General features: G+C 66.2%; 22 protein-coding genes and 1 pseudogene. 16 read left to right on the top strand and 7 right to left on the bottom strand.

Going from position 1 to position 20,774, the window contains the following annotated elements; genetic code table 11:
* The 6 genes from ACP7AX_RS10770 to ACP7AX_RS10745 all read right to left on the bottom strand — a co-directional run bounded on the left by ACP7AX_RS10770 (position 1) and on the right by ACP7AX_RS10745 (position 5,146).
* Complete coding sequence (locus tag ACP7AX_RS10770; RefSeq protein ID WP_426226447.1) at positions 1-918, bottom strand: FAD binding domain-containing protein; 918 nt, start codon at positions 916-918, stop codon at positions 1-3.
* On the bottom strand, positions 909-2,168 hold the full coding sequence (locus tag ACP7AX_RS10765) for an XdhC family protein (protein ID WP_426226446.1): 1,260 nt from the start codon (positions 2,166-2,168) through the stop codon (positions 909-911). The genes ACP7AX_RS10770 and ACP7AX_RS10765 overlap by 10 nt, the downstream gene beginning before the upstream one ends.
* Positions 2,169-2,264: 96 nt before the next feature.
* The gene (locus ACP7AX_RS10760) at positions 2,265-2,759 is read right to left on the bottom strand and encodes a nucleoside deaminase (RefSeq protein WP_426226445.1); all 495 of its coding nucleotides are present in this window, start codon (positions 2,757-2,759) and stop codon (positions 2,265-2,267) included.
* 205 nt (positions 2,760-2,964) lie between these two features.
* Positions 2,965-3,459 carry a hypothetical protein gene (locus tag ACP7AX_RS10755; protein ID WP_426226444.1) on the bottom strand — a complete coding sequence of 165 codons (495 nt, stop codon included), beginning with the start codon at positions 3,457-3,459 and terminating at the stop codon, positions 2,965-2,967.
* A 159-nt stretch (positions 3,460-3,618) separates the two neighbouring features.
* Positions 3,619-3,978 (bottom strand): flavodoxin, encoded by a 360-nt coding sequence (locus tag ACP7AX_RS10750; RefSeq protein ID WP_426226443.1) that lies wholly within the window; start codon positions 3,976-3,978, stop codon positions 3,619-3,621.
* A gap of 310 nt (positions 3,979-4,288) precedes the next feature.
* Entirely contained in the window at positions 4,289-5,146 is an 858-nt protein-coding gene (locus ACP7AX_RS10745) for an aldo/keto reductase (protein WP_426226442.1), read from the bottom strand.
* Between the two features lie 126 nt (positions 5,147-5,272).
* Between ACP7AX_RS10745 and ACP7AX_RS10740 the strand changes: the two genes are divergently transcribed.
* From ACP7AX_RS10740 to uraH, 13 genes and pseudogenes are all read left to right on the top strand, one after another.
* Positions 5,273-6,172, top strand: a complete 900-nt coding sequence (locus ACP7AX_RS10740; RefSeq protein WP_426226441.1) for a helix-turn-helix transcriptional regulator — start codon at positions 5,273-5,275, stop codon at positions 6,170-6,172.
* A 141-nt stretch (positions 6,173-6,313) separates the two neighbouring features.
* Positions 6,314-6,511 (top strand): hypothetical protein, encoded by a 198-nt coding sequence (locus tag ACP7AX_RS10735; protein WP_426226440.1) that lies wholly within the window; start codon positions 6,314-6,316, stop codon positions 6,509-6,511.
* A 22-nt stretch (positions 6,512-6,533) separates the two neighbouring features.
* Complete coding sequence (locus ACP7AX_RS10730) at positions 6,534-7,466, top strand: FAD-binding oxidoreductase (RefSeq protein ID WP_426226439.1); 933 nt, start codon at positions 6,534-6,536, stop codon at positions 7,464-7,466.
* Positions 7,427-7,774, top strand: coding sequence for a hypothetical protein (locus tag ACP7AX_RS10725; RefSeq protein ID WP_426226438.1), 348 nt, complete (start codon positions 7,427-7,429; stop codon positions 7,772-7,774). The genes ACP7AX_RS10730 and ACP7AX_RS10725 overlap by 40 nt, the downstream gene beginning before the upstream one ends.
* Positions 7,775-7,855: 81 nt before the next feature.
* Positions 7,856-8,518: a flavodoxin gene (locus ACP7AX_RS10720; RefSeq protein WP_426226437.1), complete on the top strand. Its 663-nt coding sequence runs from the start codon at positions 7,856-7,858 to the stop codon at positions 8,516-8,518.
* Positions 8,519-8,570: 52 nt separating this feature from the next.
* A complete protein-coding gene (gene ligD / locus ACP7AX_RS10715; protein WP_426226436.1) occupies positions 8,571-9,815 on the top strand; it encodes a non-homologous end-joining DNA ligase in 1,245 nt (414 codons plus the stop codon).
* 81 nt (positions 9,816-9,896) lie between these two features.
* The gene (gene pucL / locus ACP7AX_RS10710; protein ID WP_426226435.1) at positions 9,897-10,805 is read left to right on the top strand and encodes a factor-independent urate hydroxylase; all 909 of its coding nucleotides are present in this window, start codon (positions 9,897-9,899) and stop codon (positions 10,803-10,805) included.
* Between the two features lie 45 nt (positions 10,806-10,850).
* Positions 10,851-12,464, top strand: a complete 1,614-nt coding sequence (aceB, locus tag ACP7AX_RS10705; protein ID WP_426226434.1) for a malate synthase A — start codon at positions 10,851-10,853, stop codon at positions 12,462-12,464.
* Positions 12,465-12,467: 3 nt separating this feature from the next.
* Positions 12,468-13,778, top strand: coding sequence for a DUF6986 family protein (locus ACP7AX_RS10700; RefSeq protein WP_426226433.1), 1,311 nt, complete (start codon positions 12,468-12,470; stop codon positions 13,776-13,778).
* Positions 13,775-14,605 (top strand): bifunctional allantoicase/(S)-ureidoglycine aminohydrolase, encoded by an 831-nt coding sequence (locus ACP7AX_RS10695; protein WP_426226432.1) that lies wholly within the window; start codon positions 13,775-13,777, stop codon positions 14,603-14,605. Before ACP7AX_RS10700 ends, ACP7AX_RS10695 begins: the two co-directional genes overlap by 4 nt.
* Positions 14,606-15,937: pseudogene (gene allB, locus ACP7AX_RS10690) on the top strand (allantoinase AllB); the annotation flags it as partial.
* Positions 15,911-16,438, top strand: a complete 528-nt coding sequence (uraD, locus tag ACP7AX_RS10685; RefSeq protein ID WP_426226533.1) for a 2-oxo-4-hydroxy-4-carboxy-5-ureidoimidazoline decarboxylase — start codon at positions 15,911-15,913, stop codon at positions 16,436-16,438. The pseudogene allB and the gene uraD, both read left to right, overlap by 27 nt.
* The gene (gene uraH / locus ACP7AX_RS10680) at positions 16,435-16,773 is read left to right on the top strand and encodes a hydroxyisourate hydrolase (RefSeq protein WP_426226431.1); all 339 of its coding nucleotides are present in this window, start codon (positions 16,435-16,437) and stop codon (positions 16,771-16,773) included. The genes uraD and uraH overlap by 4 nt, the downstream gene beginning before the upstream one ends.
* Before the next feature lie 41 nt (positions 16,774-16,814).
* Here the strand turns inward: uraH and ACP7AX_RS10675 are convergent, their stop codons facing one another.
* Positions 16,815-18,056, bottom strand: coding sequence for an NAD(P)/FAD-dependent oxidoreductase (locus ACP7AX_RS10675; RefSeq protein WP_426226430.1), 1,242 nt, complete (start codon positions 18,054-18,056; stop codon positions 16,815-16,817).
* Between the two features lie 90 nt (positions 18,057-18,146).
* On the opposite strand from ACP7AX_RS10675, the gene ACP7AX_RS10670 reads away from it, so the two are divergent.
* The 3 genes from ACP7AX_RS10670 to ACP7AX_RS10660 all read left to right on the top strand — a co-directional run bounded on the left by ACP7AX_RS10670 (position 18,147) and on the right by ACP7AX_RS10660 (position 20,744).
* Positions 18,147-18,938 (top strand): PIG-L family deacetylase, encoded by a 792-nt coding sequence (locus tag ACP7AX_RS10670; RefSeq protein WP_131681601.1) that lies wholly within the window; start codon positions 18,147-18,149, stop codon positions 18,936-18,938.
* Positions 18,939-19,075: 137 nt separating this feature from the next.
* Complete coding sequence (gene fdhA / locus ACP7AX_RS10665) at positions 19,076-20,296, top strand: formaldehyde dehydrogenase, glutathione-independent (protein WP_131681891.1); 1,221 nt, start codon at positions 19,076-19,078, stop codon at positions 20,294-20,296.
* Between the two features lie 31 nt (positions 20,297-20,327).
* Complete coding sequence (locus ACP7AX_RS10660; RefSeq protein ID WP_426226429.1) at positions 20,328-20,744, top strand: GlcG/HbpS family heme-binding protein; 417 nt, start codon at positions 20,328-20,330, stop codon at positions 20,742-20,744.
* Positions 20,745-20,774: the final 30 nt, after the last annotated feature.

The raw sequence follows: 20,774 nt of genomic DNA, 5'->3' as shown, positions 1-20,774 counted from the left end.
TCAGGCCCCTTCCTGCAGCGGTTTGCGGGCCAGGCGCGGCGGCCAGAAGTCGCCGGACACCTGGAGGTCCGGGGTGCCTTCGGGTGCCGCGAGTTCGGCGCGGATCTCCTCCGCGAGGCGGTACGTCATGTCCTTGCGCCAGGCAGGAAGCCCATGGACGTCGTCGTGGTACAGCTCGCCGGGGACCGCGCTGTCCAGCGCCGCGGCGAGCTCGGCGTCATCCGGCAGGTGCCCGAAGCGCAGCTGCACGGGCCGTTTGGTGGCGGCGGTGACGGTCAGCACCAGTGACGTCCCGGCGTCGAGCCTGCCGATCAGCAGCACGGCGGAGCGTCCCAGATTGCTCAGCGACAGGCGGCGGAACGCCACCCGGGAGGAAAGGGCCGACGCCGGGAGGTGGATGGCGCGCAGCAGCTCGCCGGGTGCCAGGCTGGTTGTTCCGTCCCCCGTGACGAGGCTGGCCACCGGAATGGTGCGGCTGGCGCCGCCGGGACCCAGGATGGTGGCCACGCCGTCGAGCCCCGCACAGAGGGAGGTCATGGGTCCCGCGGGCAGTGCGCTGCAGACGTTCCCGCCCACGGTGGACATGTTCCAGACCTTGAACGATGCCACGAAGGAGTCGCAGCATGGGTTGATGAGGTCCAGGGCGGGCCAGCCCTGCTGGGCCACCTCCGGTGAGTCCGGCAGGGCATACAGCTCAGCCACGGTGCAGGTGGCGGCCAGCTCGATACCTTCGTCCGTTACGGCGACGGGTGTCCAGCCTGCCCGGCCGAGGTCCAGGAGCCGCTTGAACGGTTCGGGACCGAAGGCGTAGCTGCCGTAGGAGAACAGGACGGTGCCGCCTGCCAGCCAGGCGTCGCCGTCCCGCCAGTCGGCAGGATCGGTGGTTTGGACCACCGCCTCGATGGCGTTCATGTCCATGCGATCTCCTCCTGGATGACGGCGGGGTCAGCGGCCCCAGTTGGGAGGGACTGGTGGATCGGACCGGAGGTGTCCCGCAGTGGCGTGCACGTTCGCCTTCGGCTGCGGGATGCGATGAGCTCCGCGGCGACCGAGACGGCCACCTCGGCCGGGGTGACGGCGCCGAGGTCCAGGCCTATAGGCGAGTGCAGCTGCGCGATCCGCTCCGGCGGCACCCCCGCGGTGAGGAGGTCCTCCATCCGCTGGAGGTGGCTGCGGCGCGACCCCATGGCACCCACGTAGGCAAGATCGAGGGCCAGGGCGGTTTCCAGCAGGGGGAGGTCGAACTTGGGATCGTGGCTCAGGACGCAGGCCACGGTGCGCCGGTCGAGCCGGGCCGCTGAGGCTTCCGCCCCGAGGTACCGGTGCGGCCAGTCTGTGACCACCTCTTCCGCGCCGGCGAACCGGGCCTGGGCGGTAAAGGCGGGCCGGGCATCCACCAGGGTCACGTGGTAGCCCAGCAGTTTGCCGACGGGAATGAGGGCAGCGCCGAAGCCGTTGGCGCCGAACACGAGCATGCGGGGCGGGGCGAGCCTGCTCTCGACGAGGAGCGTGATGGCCTCGCCTGTCACTGTTGGCGCCGTGGGGCCGAGGCCGGCAGGGCAGGTATCCGGTGTTGCGAGGGACAGCAGGCCGGTCCCGCCGCCACGGAGGAAGGATTCCAGCAGCGCCACACCGGAGTGGTCCGTCCGGCCGCTGTCCAGCCCAGGCTCCGCTGCCATCCCCAGCAGCGTGACGGCCTCCGGTGATCCGGCCACGGTGAACGTGTCCGGGTTCAGGATTACGACGGCACCGCTGCCGCCGTTATCCAGCCGGCGCACCAGTGCCACGGGGTTACCCGGGGGGACGGACGCGAGCTGCTCCAGGGCATGCCGCAGCTGGATTCCGGCGCCGCCGCCGGTGGGCTCGATGTGGATCTCCAGCTCACCGCCGCAGGTGAGTCCGGCGGCGAAGGCGTCAGCGGCGCTGTAGCCGAACGTCCCGTGGCAGGTGCCGCCGTCGTCCATTGCTTCCTGGGCGAGCGTCACCACGGCGCCTTCCACGCAGCCTCCGGACAGGCTGCCCAGGATCACTCCTGACCGGGCTACCAGCATCGATGCCCCCACGGGCAGCGGCACCGAGCCTCTCGCTGCAACAATCGTGGCCACAGCGAACGGTTGACCGGCCACGGCAGGCGGCCAGGAACTGAGCGAAGGTATCAGGTCCAGCATGGCGGCGCTCCTTCTTCCGGAACTGCATTTATCCGTCGAATCCGGTGATTCCCAGATTGTCGTACCCCCGCCGGCGATCAGGGGAACGCAGGCTCCCTAGTAGTCGGTCCTTGTGGTCAGGGTGTTCCAGGTGGTGAACGGCTCGAGCGGTGCCGGAGCCTGGGGATCGTTCAGCTCAAGCTTGGACACGGGCAACAGTGCTTCCCTGTCCCGGCTCTCGAAGTATTCGTAGAAGAGGGCGTCGTCAAAGCCGACGGACGCGGCATCATGGCGGTCTGCGGCGAAGACGACCCGCCCGATGCGGGCCCACAGCGCGGAGGCCAGGCACATGGGGCACGGCTCACAGCTGGTGTAAAGGACCGCCCCGGTGAGATCGTGTGTCCCCAATGCGCGGCAGGCAGTGCGGATGGCCGTGACCTCGGCGTGGGCGGTGGGATCGTGGTCTGCGGTGACGCGGTTGACGCCGTCGAACGTGCGGCCATCCGCGGTCACGATCATGGCTCCGAAGGGCCCGCCGCTGTTGTGAACGTTTGCTGTTGCCAGCTGGATGGACCGGGCCAGATACTGTTCGGCGGTGACGGTGGTACTCATGGTGGCTCCCTATGCGAGGAAGCCTGTATCCCGTTGCGGTACCAGTAGGACCAGATGCGACGGTTACCAGGCTTCAGCGTCTGCTGCGAGGTGATGTAGCGCCTGGTAGATAGCTGCCCGGAGTCCGGGTGCCCGCCTTTGGCAATTCCGAGATTAGCACCGGGATGTGGGCTCCGCCACGACGCCACGGTCTGTCCCGGGCGTGTCAGCCGTGTTTCGTCCCCGGGCTCCGCATCGCGCTGTAGGCAACAGCCACCCCCGCCAGGAAAATGGCCACCGCCACGTAAACCGGGCCGAGGTGCCCCAGTGTGGCCAGGCCCCACGGATAATGCGCTGGGACGGACACTGCGAGTGCCACCACGGCAACGGTAACGGCCGTGCCGAATGCCCACCGTTCTCCCCGGCGGACCCCGTACCAGGACAGGCCTGCAATGCCCAGCCCGGTGGCGGCGATGAAGCCGCTGAGCGCAATGTGCAGGTGGCTGATGTAGTGGGACAGTTCCGGGCTGAATGCCTCGACCTCCGCTTTCCCCTTGTCCACTTCATCGGGCCCGATACCCAGCTCCAGGAACGCACCCGTGAAATTAAGGACCAGGAAGACAGCGGCGTACCCCACGAACGCCAGCCCGGCAATCGCCATCAGCGCAGCCCCGGTCCGGAGGCGGGACTCTTTCTCCTGGCTGGTTTGGATGGCAGGCATGGCCACCACTCCCTCTCTTATCGAGCCGATACTCGATAAGAGCCCCCTGACCGTGGGCTATGTCAAGAGGGTGTGCGGTCATTCCGGCATGTCTAGCTCCTGAGGAGTCCGGTGCCGCGCAGCCAGGATTCGACGTCGGCCCCGGCGTTCCGGACTTCCTCACCCTGAACAGCGAGTCCTTTGGCCTATCACAGCACCGGGGCAGGATGCGGCATAGTCCCGTTCGGTGCTGCCGAGGCCGCTCATGGCGTGGGTGGTGACGGGGTGGATGGTCTTGCCGGCGAAATCGTACCGTTCGGCGAAGGTGCTCATGATCATCGGGGCGCGGCTGCTCCAGATCCCGCTGGCCAGCAGCACGGTGCTGTACTGGCCGATGTCAGGCAACGGGGCAACCATGGCCGGGCGGGCGTCGGCGCTTTTCTCGCGGACGTTGCGCGCAACTGTCTCCTCGTACTCCTCCGGGTAGGGGTCCGCTGCCTCGATCCGGTGGACGTCGCACGGGCTGAGTGAGCTGATCATGCCGGCCAGGACTTCGGTGTTCCCGATCTCCAGGTTTGGTCCGGCCCCCGTAGTAGTAGTTCTCCCCGGCGCGGGAGAAGTAGGCCAACAGGATGCGTCCGTTTTCCCGTAGGGCCGGGGCGTTCTCTGCGCTGGGTGACGTTGGTGTTTCCTGGGCGGGCTGGGTCCTGTCTCCCGCGCTGCAGCCTGAGATTCCGGTGGTGACCATGGCCGCACCCAGTCCCGTGACGGCCGTGCGCAGGACCGAGCGCCTGCCGACAATCCGCTGGTTCTTTGTCATCTGGGAGTCCTCCGGTCAGTGGCGTACGGATCAGCTGATCCGGCGTCCGCCAAGCCAGCTCACCATGGCCGGGTCCCGGTGGTCGAAGTACAGGCTCGCTCCAGTGTCCAGGGTGGCGATCATGGTCATTTGCTCCTCGGTGAGGGTGAAGCCGAAGACATCGAGGTTCTGGGCCATCCGTTCGGGCCGGACGGACTTGGGGATCACGACGACGCCGCGCTGGATGAGCCAGCGGAGAACCACCTGCGCCACGGATTTGCCGTGTTCCCCGGCGATGGTGCTGAGGAGCGGATTGGTGAACAGATCATTCTTTCCTTCGGCGAACGGGCCCCACGATTCGATCTGGACACCGCATTCGACCATGAGCGCCTGATCGGCTGCGCGTTGATGGAAGGGGTGGGTTTCGATCTGGTTCACAGCCGGGACGATCTCATTATGGTCGATGAGGTCCACCAGCCGGTCCGGGTGGAAGTTGGACACTCCAATGGCGCGGGCCAGTCCTTCCCTGTTGAGGTCCTGCATGGACCGCCACTCGCTGTAGTAGTCACCGAGGGGCTGGTGGATCAGGTACAGGTCCACGTAGTCCAGCCCGAGCCGCTGGAGCGAGCTCTCGAACGCGCGCTTGGTGTCCTCTTCGACGCTGCCGGTGGGGGCATGCTGGATCCACAGTTTGGTGGTGATGAAGAGCTCTTCCCGGGCGATTCCACTGGCTTTACGCGCCGCCCCCACGGCGGCTTCGTTGCCGTAGGACGCCGCGGTGTCCAGATGCCGGTAACCGGCGGCGAGCGCCGCTTCGACGGCGGCCTGGGTGTCTTCGTCCGGGATCTGGAAGACGCCAAAGCCCAGGACGGGCATTTGGACGCCATTGTTGAGGGTCACGCTGTTCATGTGGGTTCCTTTCCACGGGGGTACCTGTTCAAGACAACCAGTCCGGTGCCTCATGTGGGAGTCACTGCTGTGAGGTGTACTGGCAGTTCCTGTTAGGGCGGCGCGGCAGGTCGTAGCGTTAGGGCTATGGACAACAGCAAGGACGTCCGCGAGTTCCTCATGAGCCGGCGGTCACGCATCACCCCGGCCCAGGCCGGGTTGCCCGCCTACGGGGGAACCAGAAGGGTGGCCGGACTCAAGCGCGAGGAAGTTGCCATGCTGGCGGGCGTCAGCACCGAATACTACGCGCGCCTGGAGAGGGGCAACCTGCGGGGAGTCTCCGATTCCGTCCTTGACTCCCTCGCCAGTACCCTTCAGCTGGACGAAGCCGAGCGCGCCCACCTCCTCGACCTTGCACGGTCCGCAGCGCCGAGCACGGGGGCAGGGACCCGTCAAAAGCGGCAGGGAGTAAGCCCCAGTGTCGAACGGATCCTGACGGGCATGACCGGCATCCCCGCGTATGTGCGGAACTCCCGGATGGACATCCTGGCTGCCAATCCCCTGTGCTTTGCCCTGTACACCGGAATCCTCGGCCCCGAGACCCTGCCGCTGAACCTTGCGCGGTTCATGTTCCTGGACACCCGCGCACGCGACTTCTTTGTGGAGTGGGAGACCGTCGCTGACGATCTGACCTCGGCGCTCCGGGTGGAAGTGGGCAGGCATCCGCATGACCGGGCCCTCAACGCACTCATCGGTGACCTCGCCACCGGAAGCGATGAATTCTCGGTCCGCTGGGCCAAGCACAATGTCCGGTTCCACCGCAGCGCCCGCAAGACGCTTCGTTGTCCCCTGATCGGCGAAATCGAACTGACAGGGGACGCTCTCGACCTTCCCGGCCAGGACCTGACCCTGATCGCGTACACCGCTGAACCGGCCAGCCACGCCCAGGAACAGCTGGCGTTCCTGACGAGCTGGAGCATCGGCCGGGCGGGACCGCATGGGGCAGCCGCCGCCGACCCTGCCCACAGCAGGGACCAGCGCAGCTAAACCAGCTCAGCTAAACCAGCTCAGACTCCGACTGACGGCATCCGCCGCAACGATCATTCATCGGCCCGGGTTTCTTCGTCCTGTCCTCTTGCCACTTTTGGCACATACACAACCGATGAAAGGTCAACGGGAATACCGCCGATGAAACACACGAAAAAGATCGTCCTGGTGACCATAGCCGCCGTCGTCATGGCGGCCCTGATTGTCATCAATCTCCAAAGCTCCGAGGACACCGGTCCCAGGAGGAGGCCGGGCATGGCCATGGCCGTCGATGTAGTGCCGGGCACCGGTTCACCGGTAGTTCAGACGGCCGGGCGGAGCCACCACCATGCTGCATAGAACACTGTTTTGGACCGTAACGGTGGCATTTCCCGTGCCGTTGCTGCTCACCTTCCACCTCCAGTCCTCAGATCCCTGGCGGCTGAAGTTCTACATCCTGCTCGGTCTGGTGGCCTACTCGTGGTGGCTGCTGGCCATCGTTCTGAGTGTCAGGCCACCGTGGCTGGACAGGCTCGTGGGACTGCGGTCCATCTACGGGCTGCACGGAATGCTTGGTGTGCTCGCACTGGCCGCCGCCTACGTGCATGGAGAGAACTCGTACGCGCCGGAGCGGTGGGCGCGGTGGCTCGGGGACTGGAGCTTCTACGCGGCACTGACGGTGCTTTGCTATTCGGTGTTTTTCATGAGCGGCTGGCTCGTGGACCGCTCGATGCTGCTCGTAAAGGTCAAGCGGCTTCTTGAACGCGTTTTCCGCCATCAGCTTTCCGTCTGGATCCACCGGCTCAACCTGGTGATCGTGGGAATGATCTGGCTGCACGCCCACCTGCTGGACAGGGTGAGTGAGCATTTCGTGTTCATGGTCCTCTTCGACCTGTACACGGTTGTGGTGCTGGGAATCTACGCCTGGAAGAAGTGGATCGGCCCTGACACGTTCAAGGCCGGAACAGTAGTCGCTAACCATGCGCGCGGCGGCTCCACCCGGAAAGTGTCAGTGGCCCTCGACCAGGAAGAGACCTCCCTGCGGCCGGGGGACTTTTTCTTTCTCAGCTTCGAGGGATCCTCAGCGGTAAGCCGGGAACGGCACCCGTTCTCAGTGACCGATGACAACCGGGAGGAAGTCACGTTCACAATGCGCCAGCACGGAAATTACACCCGCCGCCTCGGCAACGTCCAAGCGGGAACCCGCGTGCGCCTGGAGGGTCCCTTCGGCCGCTTCGACTCAATCGTCCAGGACCACCACAAGACACGCCGCTCGTGTTCCTCGGAATGGGCGCCGGCGTGGCGCCGCTGTTGAGCCTGACCTCCGCCCATCACTCAAAGCGCAACATCCACTTGCTGTGGACGGTGCGCCGCCCCGAAGACATCTACTACCGCGACATGCTCGAGAACTATCAGGCCGCATCCGGGGGGCGTCTGCAGATCACCACCCGCATCGGCAGGTACCGGAAAGAGGATCTCGCCGACACGTTGCCGGCAGAAACCCTCTCGAAAGGCGCCTTCTTCATCGTCGGACCGAACGTGGCGGTGCTGTCCAGCCAGAGACTGCTGCGAAGTTTGGGCGTCCCCGCCCGGCGCATCCATCACGAACGCCTCACCATGTAGCCCACGCTGCATCCGAACCACTGAAACGGACTGAATCAGATGAAACACAGAGAACGCCGAACCTTCCTGAAGCTACTGGGAGTGGCCGCGACCGGAATCACCATCGCAAGCTGCAGCCCCGGCGGCGGGTTGGGCCTGAACAACTCCACCGGACCGGGCGCTGCAGGCGGCTCCCGAGGTGCCCTCTCCTTTGATCCCGCCCGCACCCTGATCTCCTACTTTTCGGTGCCACTCACAGACCAATCCGCGAATAACCGCGAGGACGTCGAAAACAGCATGCACGTCGTCGACGGCAACGTCCTGGGAAATACCGAATACGTAGCCCAGCTCATCCAGGAACGCACGGGAGCACAGCTCTTCCGCATCGAAACGGCTCAGTCACTGCCCGTCAGCATGGACACCCTTACGGACGAAGCGGAGGTGGAACAGGAAGAAAACGCCAGGCCCGGTGTCAAGGCACCCATTTCGGACCTTGCAGCGTACGACACCATCTTCATCGGCTATCCGATCTGGTGGTACGACCTTCCCATGGTCCTCTACACCTTCCTTGAACAGCATGACTTCACCGGGAAGAACATCGTCCTCTTCAGCACACACGGCGGGAGCCGGCTTTCCGGAACGGTCGAAACCATTACCGCTGCGCTTTCAGGTGCAGCCGTGAACCAGAACGCGTTCACCATCTCCCGGGATGACATGCACGACGCCCCGGGAGAAGTAGATTCCTGGCTCGGAAGCCTCAACTGACAACAGGGGCCGGGCTCTGGCCCAGGCATCGGATCGTTGCTAGCGTGACGGCATGAACCCGTCGAAGACTCCGGCCGAGATCCTCATCATTGACGGCAACGAGGTCCGCATCTCGAGTCCGGACAAGATGGTGTTCCCCGAGCCCGGGGTAACGAAGCTTGACCTGGTGCGCTACTACCTTGCCGTCGCCGATGGTGCGCTGCGCGGCGCGGGCGGCCGGCCCATGGTGCTCAAGCGGTTCCCCAAAGGGATCGACGCCGAGCCGTTCTTCCAGAAGCGGGTGCCCGAAAACCACCCCGACTTCATCGACACCACCACGCTGCACTACGCATCCGGGACGTCGGCCGAAGAGGCCGTCATCCGGGACGCAGCGGGGTTGGCGTGGGTGGTGAACCTCGGCTGCCTGGACCTCAACCCGCATCCTGTCCGCGCCGAGGTCCTGGAGCAACCGGACGAGCTCCGCGTTGACCTGGATCCGATGCCGGGGGTGGACTGGTCCCAGATCGTGGACGTTGCCTATGTGGCACAGGAGGTGCTCGACGACGTCGGACTGGTGGGGTGGCCGAAAACAAGCGGATCGCGCGGCCTCCACATCCTGGTGCGGATCGAGCCGCAGTGGTCCTACCGCGAGGTGCGGCTCGCCGCCGAAACGCTCGCCCGCGAGGTCGAAAACCGCGCGCCGGGCCTTGCCACCGCGCGGTGGTGGAAGGAGGAGCGCGGCGAGAGTGTGTTCGTGGACTTCAACCAGAACGCCAAGGACCGCACCGTGGCCTCGGCCTACTCCGTCCGGCCGCTCCCCGATGCCCGGGTCTCGACGCCTCTGACCTGGGAGGAGGTCCGTTCCGCCCGGCCGGAACAGTTCACGGTTCTCACGGTGCCCGGGCGGTTCGCGGACATCGGCGATCCCCACGAGGGAATCGACGACGCCGTCGGCTCCTTGGACGGGCTCCTGGCCCTTGCAGCCGAGCTCGGTCCCGCCGAGAAGGCGCCACGCAGCGGTGACGGTTCCGGCCGCCGGCAATCGGTGATGCCGCTGATCGAGGTGGCCCGGACCAAGACCAAACCGGAGGCGCTCGCGGCGCTGGAGGAGTGGAAGTTGCGCCATGCGGACGTTGTCCCTGCCCTGCACCCCGCAGACGTGATGATCGATGGCATGCGCGGATCGAGCTCGCTCTGGTACCGGGTGCGGGTGAACCTGCAGCACGTCCCCGATTCTGAACGTCCCCCGCAGGAGGATCTCATTGCCGATTACGATCCGTGGGCGGGCAAGGAGTGGCCGGGCCGTCCCGTGTCCTGACACCGGAAACGCGCTGGTAACGAGCGCTTAATGTCAGTGCCGGAACGTAGGCTCCACTTACCGGAAGTTGGGAAACAGACCATGAGCAGCAAGATCGTCCTCGGCGAGAACCAGTACGGCAAGGCCGAGGTCCGGGTTGTGAAGATCACCCGGGACACTGACCGCCACGAGATCGAGGACCTGAACGTCACCTCGCAGCTGCGGGGCGATTTCGCCGCGGCCCACCTTGAGGGCGACAACGCCCACGTTGTGGCCACAGACACGCAGAAGAACACCATCTACGCCTTCGCCCGCGAGGGCATCGGCTCACCCGAAGCTTTCCTCCTGCGCCTGGGCGAACACTTCACGTCCGGTTTCGGCTGGGTCACCGGCGGCCGCTGGGAAGCTGCGTCGTACAGCTGGGACCGGATCCAGGCCCACGGCAGCGGACATGACCACTCCTTTGTCCGCAACGGACAGGAAGTCCGGACCGCTGTCCTGGTCCGCGACGGCGCCGCCACCCACCTGACCTCCGGGCTGAAGGACCTCACAGTTCTGAAGAGCACGCAGTCCGGCTTCGTGGGCTTCGTCAGGGACAAATACACCACCCTCCCGGAAACCACGGACCGCATCCTCGCCACCGACGTTTCCGCCCGCTGGCGCTACAGGACCGGGACCGACTTCAGCGCCCTGGACTTCAACAAAAGCTACGACGACGTCAAGGCACTCCTGCTTGAAGGCTTCACGGAGAAGTACTCCCACGCGCTGCAGCAGACTCTGTTCGAAATGGGCACCAAGGTCCTGGAAGCACAGAGCGGGATCGAGGAGATCAGGTTCTCCATGCCCAACAAACACCACTTCCTGGTGGACCTCTCCCCGTTCGGCCTCGACAACCCCAACGAGGTCTTCTTCGCGGCAGACCGCCCCTACGGCCTGATCGAGGCCACCGTCCAACGCGACGACGCCACCCCGGCGCCCGCTGCCTGGTCAGGAATCGCCGGCTTCTGCTGAGTTAGATTAGCCCCAGCGTCTTCGCAGCCAACGAAAGGACCAGCAATGGCCATCACTGTCACAGACCCCCGGCCGATCGACCGCGCGGAGGAGATCCTGACCCCGGAGGCGCTGGCGTTCATCGAAGAACTCCACACCCGCTTCGCCGGGACCCGCAACGAGCTCCTCGCTGCCCGCGCGGTCAAACGCCAGCGGGTCGCGGAGACCGGCAAACTGGACTTCCTCCCGGAAACACAAGACGTACGCGACGGCGGCTGGACAGTCGCGGCGGCGCCTGCGGCACTGCAGGACCGCCGGGTCGAAATGACCGGCCCCGCCTCCCCGGCCAAGATGGCCATCAACGCCCTGAACTCCGGAGCCAAAATCTGGCTTGCCGACCTTGAGGACGCCTCCACACCCACCTGGGGCAACGTCATCGATTCCATCCTGAACCTCCGCGACGCCGCCAACGGCACCCTGAGCCACACCTCGGCCGAGGGCAAGGAATACACCCTCCGCACCGACGCACCGCTCGCCGTGGTGGTGGCCCGCCCGCGCGGCTGGCACTTCCCGGAGAAGCACGTCATGATCGACGGCGAACGTGCCGTGGGTGCGCTGGTGGACTTCGGCCTGCACTTCTTCCACGTGGCCAAACAGCTCATCCTCAACGGCCAGGGCCCCTACTACTATTTGCCCAAGATGGAGAGCCACCTCGAGGCCCGGCTCTGGAACGAGGTCTTCGTCTTCGCCCAGGACCACCTCGGCATCCCGCAGGGCACCATCCGGGCCACCGTGCTGATCGAGACCATCCCCGCCGCCTTCGAAATGGACGAGATCCTCTACGAGCTGCGGGACCACGCGTCCGGGCTGAACGCCGGCCGCTGGGACTACCTGTTCAGCATTATCAAATACTTCCGCGATGCCGGGGAGCAGTTTGTCCTCCCCGACCGCGCCTCCGTGGTCATGACCGCCCCGTTCATGCGCGCCTACACCGAACTGCTGGTCAAGACCTGCCACCGCCGCGGCGCGTTCGCGATGGGCGGCATGGCAGCGGTGATCCCCAACCGCAAACAGCCCGAGGTCACCGAGGCCGCCTTCGCCAAGGTCCGCGCGGACAAAACCCGGGAAGCCAACGACGGCTTCGACGGCTCCTGGGTCGCCCACCCCGACCTCGTGCCCACCTGCCAGGAAGTCTTCGACGCCGTCCTCGGCGATCCGGAAAAGGGCGGCCGGCCCAACCAGCTCGACAAACAGCGCCCCGACGTCTCCGTCACCGCGGACCAGCTGCTGGACATCGCCTCCGCCGGCGGACAGGTCACCGAGGCCGGGCTGCGCCTGAACCTCTACGTCGCCGTCGCGTACACCGCAGTCTGGCTCTCCGGCAACGGCGCCGTGGCCATCCACAACCTCATGGAAGACGCCGCCACCGCCGAGATCTCCCGCTCCCAGGTCTGGCAGCAGATCCGGAACAAATCCGTCCTCGCCGACACCGGACACACCGTCACCCGCGAACTTGTGGAGCAGATCCTGGCCGAGGAAACCGAACGGCTCCGCAGCGAAGTGGGCGAGGAGGCGTTCATGGGTTACTACGAACCGGCCAGCCACCTGATCGCCAGCATCTGCCTGTCCGAGGATTACACCGACTTCCTCACCACCCCCGCCTACGAACTGCTGGACTGAGGAATGGCCGCCACCCCCACGCCTTCCCTCACCGCGGCGGACACCGCCCACATCGACGCCCAGCTGGCGGAAACGGACCGGTTGCTGGACCGGAACTACCCAGGGGACGACGGCTCACGCCAGCCCGTCCACACCGTCTACGTCCCCGCCGACCGGTTCACTCCGTCACTCGCTGCCGACTGGGGTTCCCAGGCGCTGACGACGGCGGCGGCGCACGGCGGGCTGGAAAGGCTGGGCGGGCTGTTGGGCCAGGACGCCCATCTCGCAGAAGTTGTGGCGTCGCGGGTGCAGGCAAAACTGGAGACCGAACCCATCGAGGACCTCCGCCTCGATTTCGAGGACGGGTACGGGGACAGAGGAGACGACGCCGAGGACGCCGCCGCTGGTGCCGCGGCAGCCGCCGTGGCCACCGCCGTCGCGGCCGGCTCCGCTCCCCCGTTCGTGGGGATCCGGTTCAAATGCTTCGAGGCCGCCACCCGCCCCCGCGGCCTGCGCACCCTGGACCTCTTCGTCTCCGGGCTGGCCTCGGCCGGCGAGCTCCCCGCCGGGCTGATCCTGACCCTGCCAAAGGTCACCACCGTGGCGCAGGTGCAGGCCATGGACTACGCCGTGTCCCGGCTGGAGGAGATCCACGGGCTCCCGGCCGGGCGGCTGAGGTTCGAGGTCCAGGTGGAAACACCGCAACTCATTCTGGGGCCGGAAGGCACATCCCCGGTAGCGCAACTGCCCCATGCCGTCCCCGGGCGGATCAGCGGCCTGCACTACGGCACGTACGACTACTCCGCGTCGCTGCAGATCTCCGCGGAGTACCAGTCCATGGAGCACCCGGTGGCCGACTTCGCCAAGGAAGTCATGCGGCTCGCCGTGGCCGGAACGGGCATCCGGCTTTCGGACGGCTCCACCAACATCATCCCGGTGGGCCGCAACGTGGAGAGCGCCTGGCAACTGCATGGCCGGCTGGTCCGCCGGTCCCTGGAGCGCGGCTACTACCAGGGCTGGGACCTGCACCCGGCCCAGCTGCCCAGCAGGTTCGCCGCCACCTACGCCTTCTACCGCCAGGGACTTCCTGCCGCCGCCGCACGGCTGCACAACTATGTGGGACGGACCGAAGGCGGCGTTATGGACGAGCCAGCCACCGCCCGTGCACTGGCGGCGTTCGTCCTGCGCGGCGTCCAATGCGGCGCTGTGGGCGCCGAAGAAGTCCAGGCGCTGGCCGGCGTCGGGATCCCCCAGCTGACCGGCCTGGCGCACCCCCGGCTCGCCCGTTCCGCAGAGTCTTCACACTCTGCCACCTCGCAAGGAGCACATCCATGAGCACCTACTTTTCCCCCGAGGGCGGCATGCCGCCGCAGACCCAGCTCCTCACCGACCGCGCCGTGGTCAAGGAGGCCTACACGGTCATCCCCAAGGGAGTGCTGCGGGACATCGTCACCTCCAACCTGCCGGGCTGGGAGAAGACCCGGTCCTGGATCATCGCCCGGCCCATCGCCGGCTTCGCCACCACCTTCAGCCAGCTCATCGTGGAAGTATCCCCGGGCGGCGGGAGCGAGAAGCCCGAGGCCGAGGCCGGCGTCGAAGGTGTCATCTTCCTGACCAAGGGCGAACTGGCCCTGACGCTCGACGGCGAGATCCACCGGCTCGAGGCCGGCGGCTACGCCTACCTCGCCGCCGGCGCTGACTGGAAAGTCCGGAACCCTGCCCCCGCGGACGGCGAAGCAGCCTCCTTCCAGTGGATCCGCAAGGCCTACGAACCGCTGGAAGGCTTCACCGCGAAGTCCTTCGTGACCCGGGACCAGGAAGTGGAACCGCGACCCATGCCCGGCACCAACGGCGCCTGGGCCACCACCCGGTTCGTGGACCCGGACGACCTCGCCCACGACATGCACGTCAACATCGTCACGTTCCAGCCCGGCGGCACCATCCCGTTCGCCGAAACCCACGTGATGGAACACGGCTTGTTTGTCCTCGAAGGCAAAGCCGTCTACCGGCTCAACGATGACTGGGTGGAGGTGGAGGCCGGCGACTTCATGTGGCTCCGCGCCTTCTGCCCGCAGGCCTGCTACGCCGGCGGCCCCGGCCCGTTCCGCTACCTCCTGTACAAGGACGTCAACCGCCAGATCCGCCTCACCGGGCAGTCCTGAATGCCTGCAGCAACGTACGATCTGGTTATCCGGGCCCGGCGGATCCTCACCGGCGCCGGCATCTCGCCCCGGGAAGTGGGCGTCCGTGGCGGGAAAATCGCTGCGATCGAACCGCTCGGCTCCGGCCTGGCCGGGGCCGAAACGATCGAGCTCTCCGACGACGAGATCCTGATCCCGGGTCTGGTGGACACCCACGTCCACGTCAACGAGCCCGGCCGCACCGAGTGGGAAGGGTTCGCCTCCGCCACCCGGGCAGCTGCCGCCGGCGGCGTGACCACCATCATCGACATGCCGCTGAATTCCATCCCGCCCACCACCACCGTGGAAGGCCTCAAACTCAAACGCGAGGTGGCAGAGGACCAGGTGTTTGTGGACGTGGGCTTCTGGGGCGGCGCGGTCCCGGGGAACACGAAGGACCTGCGCCCGCTGCACGACGAGGGCGTGTTCGGCTTCAAATGCTTCCTGCTGCCTTCAGGCGTTGACGAGTTCCCGGACCTGGGCGCGGACGAACTGGAAGAGGACATGGCCGAACTTGGGTCCCTCGACTCCCTGATGCTGGTCCACGCGGAGGATCCGCACGAGATCGAGAGCGCACCCCACCCCGGGGGCGTCAGCTACGCCACGTTCCTGGCTTCCCGTCCACGCGGTGCCGAGAACACCGCCATCGCCGAGGTCATAGAACGGGCCCGGCGCACCGGTGCCCGTGCGCACATCGTGCACCTCTCGTCGTCGGACGCGCTGCCCATGATTGCGGCGGCAAAGCGCGACGACGTGAAGCTCACCGTGGAGACGTGCCCGCACTACCTGACCCTGACAGCCGAGGAAATCCCGGACGGCGCCACTGCCTTCAAGTGCTGCCCGCCCATCCGCGAAGCCGCCAACCGCGAGCTGCTCTGGCAGGGCCTGCAGGACGGCACCATCGACTGCATTGTCTCGGACCACTCCCCCAGCACACTGGACCTCAAGGACCTGGACAACGGTGACTTTGCCGTGGCTTGGGGCGGCGTGTCCTCACTCCAGCTGGGCCTGTCCCTGATCTGGACGGAGGCGCGGCAGCGCGGCATTCCGCTGGAACAGGTGGTCGCCTGGATGGCGGAGAAGCCAGCAACCCTCGCTCGCGTGTCCAACAAGGGCCGGCTCGCGCCCGGCTTCGACGCGGACTTCGCCGTGTTCGCCCCGGACGAGGCGTTCGTGGTGGACGTGGCCAGGCTCCAGCACAGGAACCCCATCACCCCGTACGACGGCAAGGCCCTCACCGGCATGGTCCGGCGCACCTACCTTCGTGGCAGCGTGGTGGACGGCCGGATCCCCACGGGGAAGCTGCTCCGCCGCAACGTAAAGCTTGCTGCCTTCAATACAGCATCCGCCGCCCAGGCCGAGGCCATGCTGCGGCCTTGCGTCGACGTCCAGCGCTGGGTGGAGGAGATCGCAGGAGCCCGCCCGTTCGCCTCCGAGCAGCACCTGCTGGACTTCGCCCGGCACGCCGCGGATCCGTTCACAGCGGAGGAGGTTGAGGCCGCTTTGGCCCACCACCCGCGCATCGGGGAGAGCCCGACGGCGCGCACCGCCGAGGCAGCCATGTCCCGTTCCGAGCAGGCTGGGCTGGGCACGGCGGACGCAACCCTGGCAGCAACCCTGGCTGACGGGAACCGCGCTTATGAGGACAAGTTCGGCCGGGTGTTCCTGATCCGCGCCGCGGGGCGCACTGGCGAAGAAATCCTCAGGGTCCTCCGGGAAAGGCTGGCGAATACTCCGGAACAGGAAGAACCCATCATCGCCCGGCAGTTGCGGGAAATCGCCCTATTGCGCCTTCAAGGAGTCATCAGCCCATGAGCACCTCACAGGTCACCACGCACATCCTGGACACCGGCTCCGGGCGCCCCGCCGGGGGCGTCGCCGTCGGACTGTACCGGCGCGACGGCGGGACGTGGACTTCCGTGGGCAGCGGCACCACAGACGCCGACGGGCGCGTGAAGGAAATTGGCCCCGTGCAGCTTCAGCCGGGAACCTACCGCCTGAACTTCGGCACCGGAACCTACTACGAGAGCCTCGGAACACCCACCTTCTTCCCGGAAGTGGACCTCGTCTTCTCGGTGACGGGCGCCGAGCACTACCACGTGCCGCTGCTGCTCAGCCCGTTCGCCTACTCAACCTATCGGGGCAGCTGACCGGCAGCTAACCCGGTACCTCCGCCGTGTGACCCGGCCGGTCACTCCGGCCGGCCCACCACCACCTGGGCGGGGCTGTGGATGATGTAGCCGTTGAGCCAGGAAAACAGTGCCCGGACCTTCTGCTGGAATCCGGACAGCAGGGCGAGGTGCACCAGCAGCCAGGCCAGGAAGGCCAGCGGCCCTTGGAGCTGGACCCGCTGGCGCCCGATTTCGGCCACCGCAGCGCCCCGGCCGATCATCCCCATGTACCCCTTGTCCAGGTACTTGAAGGGCTGGCGCTCACCGCCGGTGAGGTCGGCATAAATATTCTTCGCCGCCCACTTCCCGGCCTGCTGTGCCACGGAGCCAAGCTGCGGCAGTTTGGCTCCTGTCGAATCAGTGATGTTGGCCGCGTCGCCCAGGACATACACGCCATCAAACTCAGGCGCGGTCAGGTCCGGGTGCACGTCGATCCGCCCGCCTTTGCCCTGCGGAATGCCGGAGTCGGTGATGATTTTGCCTGCCTTCAAGCCGCCGGCCCAGACCACCACCCGGCCGGGAATGAACGTTCCGTCGGCGAGCGTCACGCCGTCGGCCCCGACCTCCGTGACGCCCACTCCCAGGTGCAGCTGGACGCCGATCTTCTCCAGGCGTTGCCGGGTGTATTCCTGCGACTTTGCCGAGAAGGCATTCAGAACGGTCGGAATCATGTCCACCAGATGCACATGGCATCGGGCGGCAAGCTCCGGTGAAAAGTACTTGGGCACCACGTATTTGACGTTTTCCATCATGGCCCCGGCAGTCTCCACGCCGGTCGGTCCGCCGCCGATGACCACCACGTCCACGGAACCGCCGGACTCCCTATCGGCCTGGTCCAGAAGTTGGGTGAGTTTGGCGCCGAGCCTGGTGGCGTCGGTGACCGAGTACAACGGGAAAGCAAGCGCCTCAGCCCCCGGGGTGTTGAAGAAGTTAGGCACCGCGCCTACCGCGATAACGATGATCCGGGCCTGGAAGGTGCCGCCATCAACGGTGGTGACCGTGCGGTTGGCTGCATCCACCGCTGCCACTTCCGCGGTGAGCACCCTGACCGATTTGAGGCGGCGGAACACAGACCGGATGGGCCGGGCAATGGCCGAGACGCCGATCTGGGAGGTCGCCACCTGGTAAAGGAGGGGTTGGAACTGGTGATAGTTGTTGGCGTCGATGAGCAACACCCTGACGCCCTTGCGGCCAAGCTTCCTGGCAGCTGTCAGGCCGGCAAATCCGGCCCCGACCACGATGACCTGATACGTCTGCTCCATCCGAGCAACCTACTCCATCCAGCGCCGGCGCAACAGGGTGCCAAACCATGGCCTTGTGATTCACCTGCTGTTGGGTTTAGCGTCGGTTTTGTGAATGAGCCGCACTCACTGGCGGTGGTGGTCGCCCACCCCGATGACGATGCGTACGGGTGCGCGGGCTCGATTGCCCTGCACGAGAACGATCCCGGGTTCAGGTTCTGCCTGGTGCTTGCAACGGACGGCGGGGCCGGACAGATCAGTGCCGGTGTCCCGACGACGCCTGCAGAGTTGGGTGCCTGGCGCCGGCGGGAGAGCGCCAATGCGTGGCGGGCCCACGGCAGAATCCCTGACCGGCACGAATGGCTGGACTACGACGACGGGCGGGTGCCGGAAATCGACTTCGAGGAACTGGTGGGCAGGATCCAGGAGATCCTGCTCCAGGAGCGGCCGCAGGTGGTGGTTACCTTCGGACCTGACGGCATCACCGGGCACCGGGACCACATCGCCGTGGGGAGGGCAACCGACGAAGCCTTCGCCCGGGCACGGAAAACGCCGGGGCCTGGGCTGCGCCGGCTGGTGCACGGTGCCATGCGTGCCTCCACCTTTGAACGGTGGAACGTGAGCCGGCAACGCCTGGGATTGGCGCCCTGGGATCCAACCCGCGAATACCACCTCCGTCCGGTCCCCGATGACCGGATCGACATCGAGGTTGACACGAGCGCAGTGGCGCACCGGACCGTGGCAGGCCTGCTGGAGCATAAGTCGCAGCGGGATGTCCTGATCGACCCCGGCGTGGACGAGCGCCGTTGGGCCAGGATCGTGTCCCGGGAAGCGGCTGTTCTGGCCTGGCCGGGCCGCCCGGCTGGAAGTGCATTGCTGACGGACCTCTTCGAAGGTCTTTGAGCCGCCGGCACGGTGGCCGGAGAGACCAAGGGGACTTTGGGACCTTGTCCAGCTGGCCACACGTGTTGTTCAATAACGCCACCACACCCACACGGACCGCTGAGCCGGGCAGCAGCCACGGAAGAGAAGAGAACCCGTTGTCTGGAAACAGGGCAGTTGCCTACAAAGGGCCCGGCAAGGTCGAAATCATTGACACCGAATACCCCACCTTCGAGCTGAAGGACGGGCCGGGGGTTAACCCCGCAAACATCGGCCGGAAGATCCCGCACGGGGTGATCCTCCGCACCGTTACCACCAACATCTGCGGCTCCGATCAGCACATGGTCCGCGGCCGCACCACCGCCCCCACGGACCTGGTGCTCGGCCACGAAATCACCGGCGAGGTGGTGGAGACCGGGCCGGACGTTGAATTCATCAAGGTCGGAGACATCGTTTCGGTCCCGTTCAACATCTCCTGCGGCCGGTGCCGGAACTGCAAGGAGCGGAAGACCGGGATCTGCCTGAACGTGAACCCGGACCGGCCCGGCAGCGCCTACGGCTACGTGGACATGGGCGGCTGGGTGGGCGGCCAGGCGGAGTATGTCCTGGTTCCCTACGCGGACTGGAACCTGCTGAAGTTCCCGGACCGTGACCAGGCGCTGGAAAAGATCATGGACCTGTCCATGCTCTCGGACATCTTCCCCACCGGATTCCACGGAGCCGTCACGGCAGGTGTCGAGGTGGGTTCAACCGTTTACATCGCCGGCGCAGGCCCGGTAGGGCTGGCCGCCGCCGCGGGAGCGCAGCTGCTCGGCGCTGCGGTGGTGATCATCGGTGACCTGAACGAGGAACGGCTCGCCCAGGCCCGCAGCTTCGGCTGCGAAACGATCAACGTCGCCAACGGAGACCCCGCGGACCAGATCGAACAGGTCCTCGGCGTCCGCGAAGTCGACGCCGGAGTTGACGCTGTGGGCTTTGAAGCGCGCGGTCACGGCCATGGCCGGGACGCCGAGGAAGCCCCGGCCACGGTGCTGAACTCGCTGATGGAAATCACCGCCGCCGGCGGCGCTTTGGGCATCCCCGGCCTCTATGTCACCGGTGACCCGGGCGCCGTCGACGATGCAGCCAAGAAGGGGTCCCTGTCGCTGAGCCTCGGCACCGGCTGGGCCAAATCGCTTGCATTCACCACGGGCCAGTGCCCGGTCATGAAATACAACCGGCAGCTGATGATGGCCATCCTGCACGACAAAGTCCAGATCGCCAAGGCAGTTAACGGCAAAGCAATAACCCTCGACGAGGCGCCCCGCGGGTATGCCGAATTCGACGCCGGCGCAGCCACCAAATACGTCCTGAACCCCAACGGCTACGTCAACGCCTAACTGAATTTCAACGAGAACAAGGAGTAAAACAATGACCTCACCCAGCCTCGCCGAAGCCCGCACCATCATCGCCGCCGCCGAAAAGCGCGCCGAGGAAATCGGCCAGCCAATGAACATCGCCGTCGTAGACGCCGGCGGCAACCTCGTTTCCCACGCCCGCATGGACGGCGCATGGATCGGCAGCATCGACATCTCGATCAACAAGGCCTTCACTTCACGTGCCTTTGATATCCAGACCAAGGACCTTGGCGACAACTCCCAGCCCGGCAATCAGTTCTACGGAATCCACGCCAGCAACCACGGCAGAATCATGATCTTCGCCGGGGGGATCCCCCTCACCCGCGACGGAAAAGTCATCGGCGCCATTGGTGTCAGCGGAGGCTCCGGCGAACAGGACCAGACAGTGGCGGAGGCGGGCGCGGCAACCCTGACTGGAGGCTCCAACTGATCAATCTCGACGACGGCGCCCCCGGTTGTT

The organism is Pseudarthrobacter sp. DSP2-3-2b1, assembly GCF_049895945.1.
Classification (GTDB): domain Bacteria; phylum Actinomycetota; class Actinomycetes; order Actinomycetales; family Micrococcaceae; genus Arthrobacter.
Note: the sequence above shows the minus strand (reverse complement) of the source record. Positions and strands in the feature narration are given on the sequence as shown.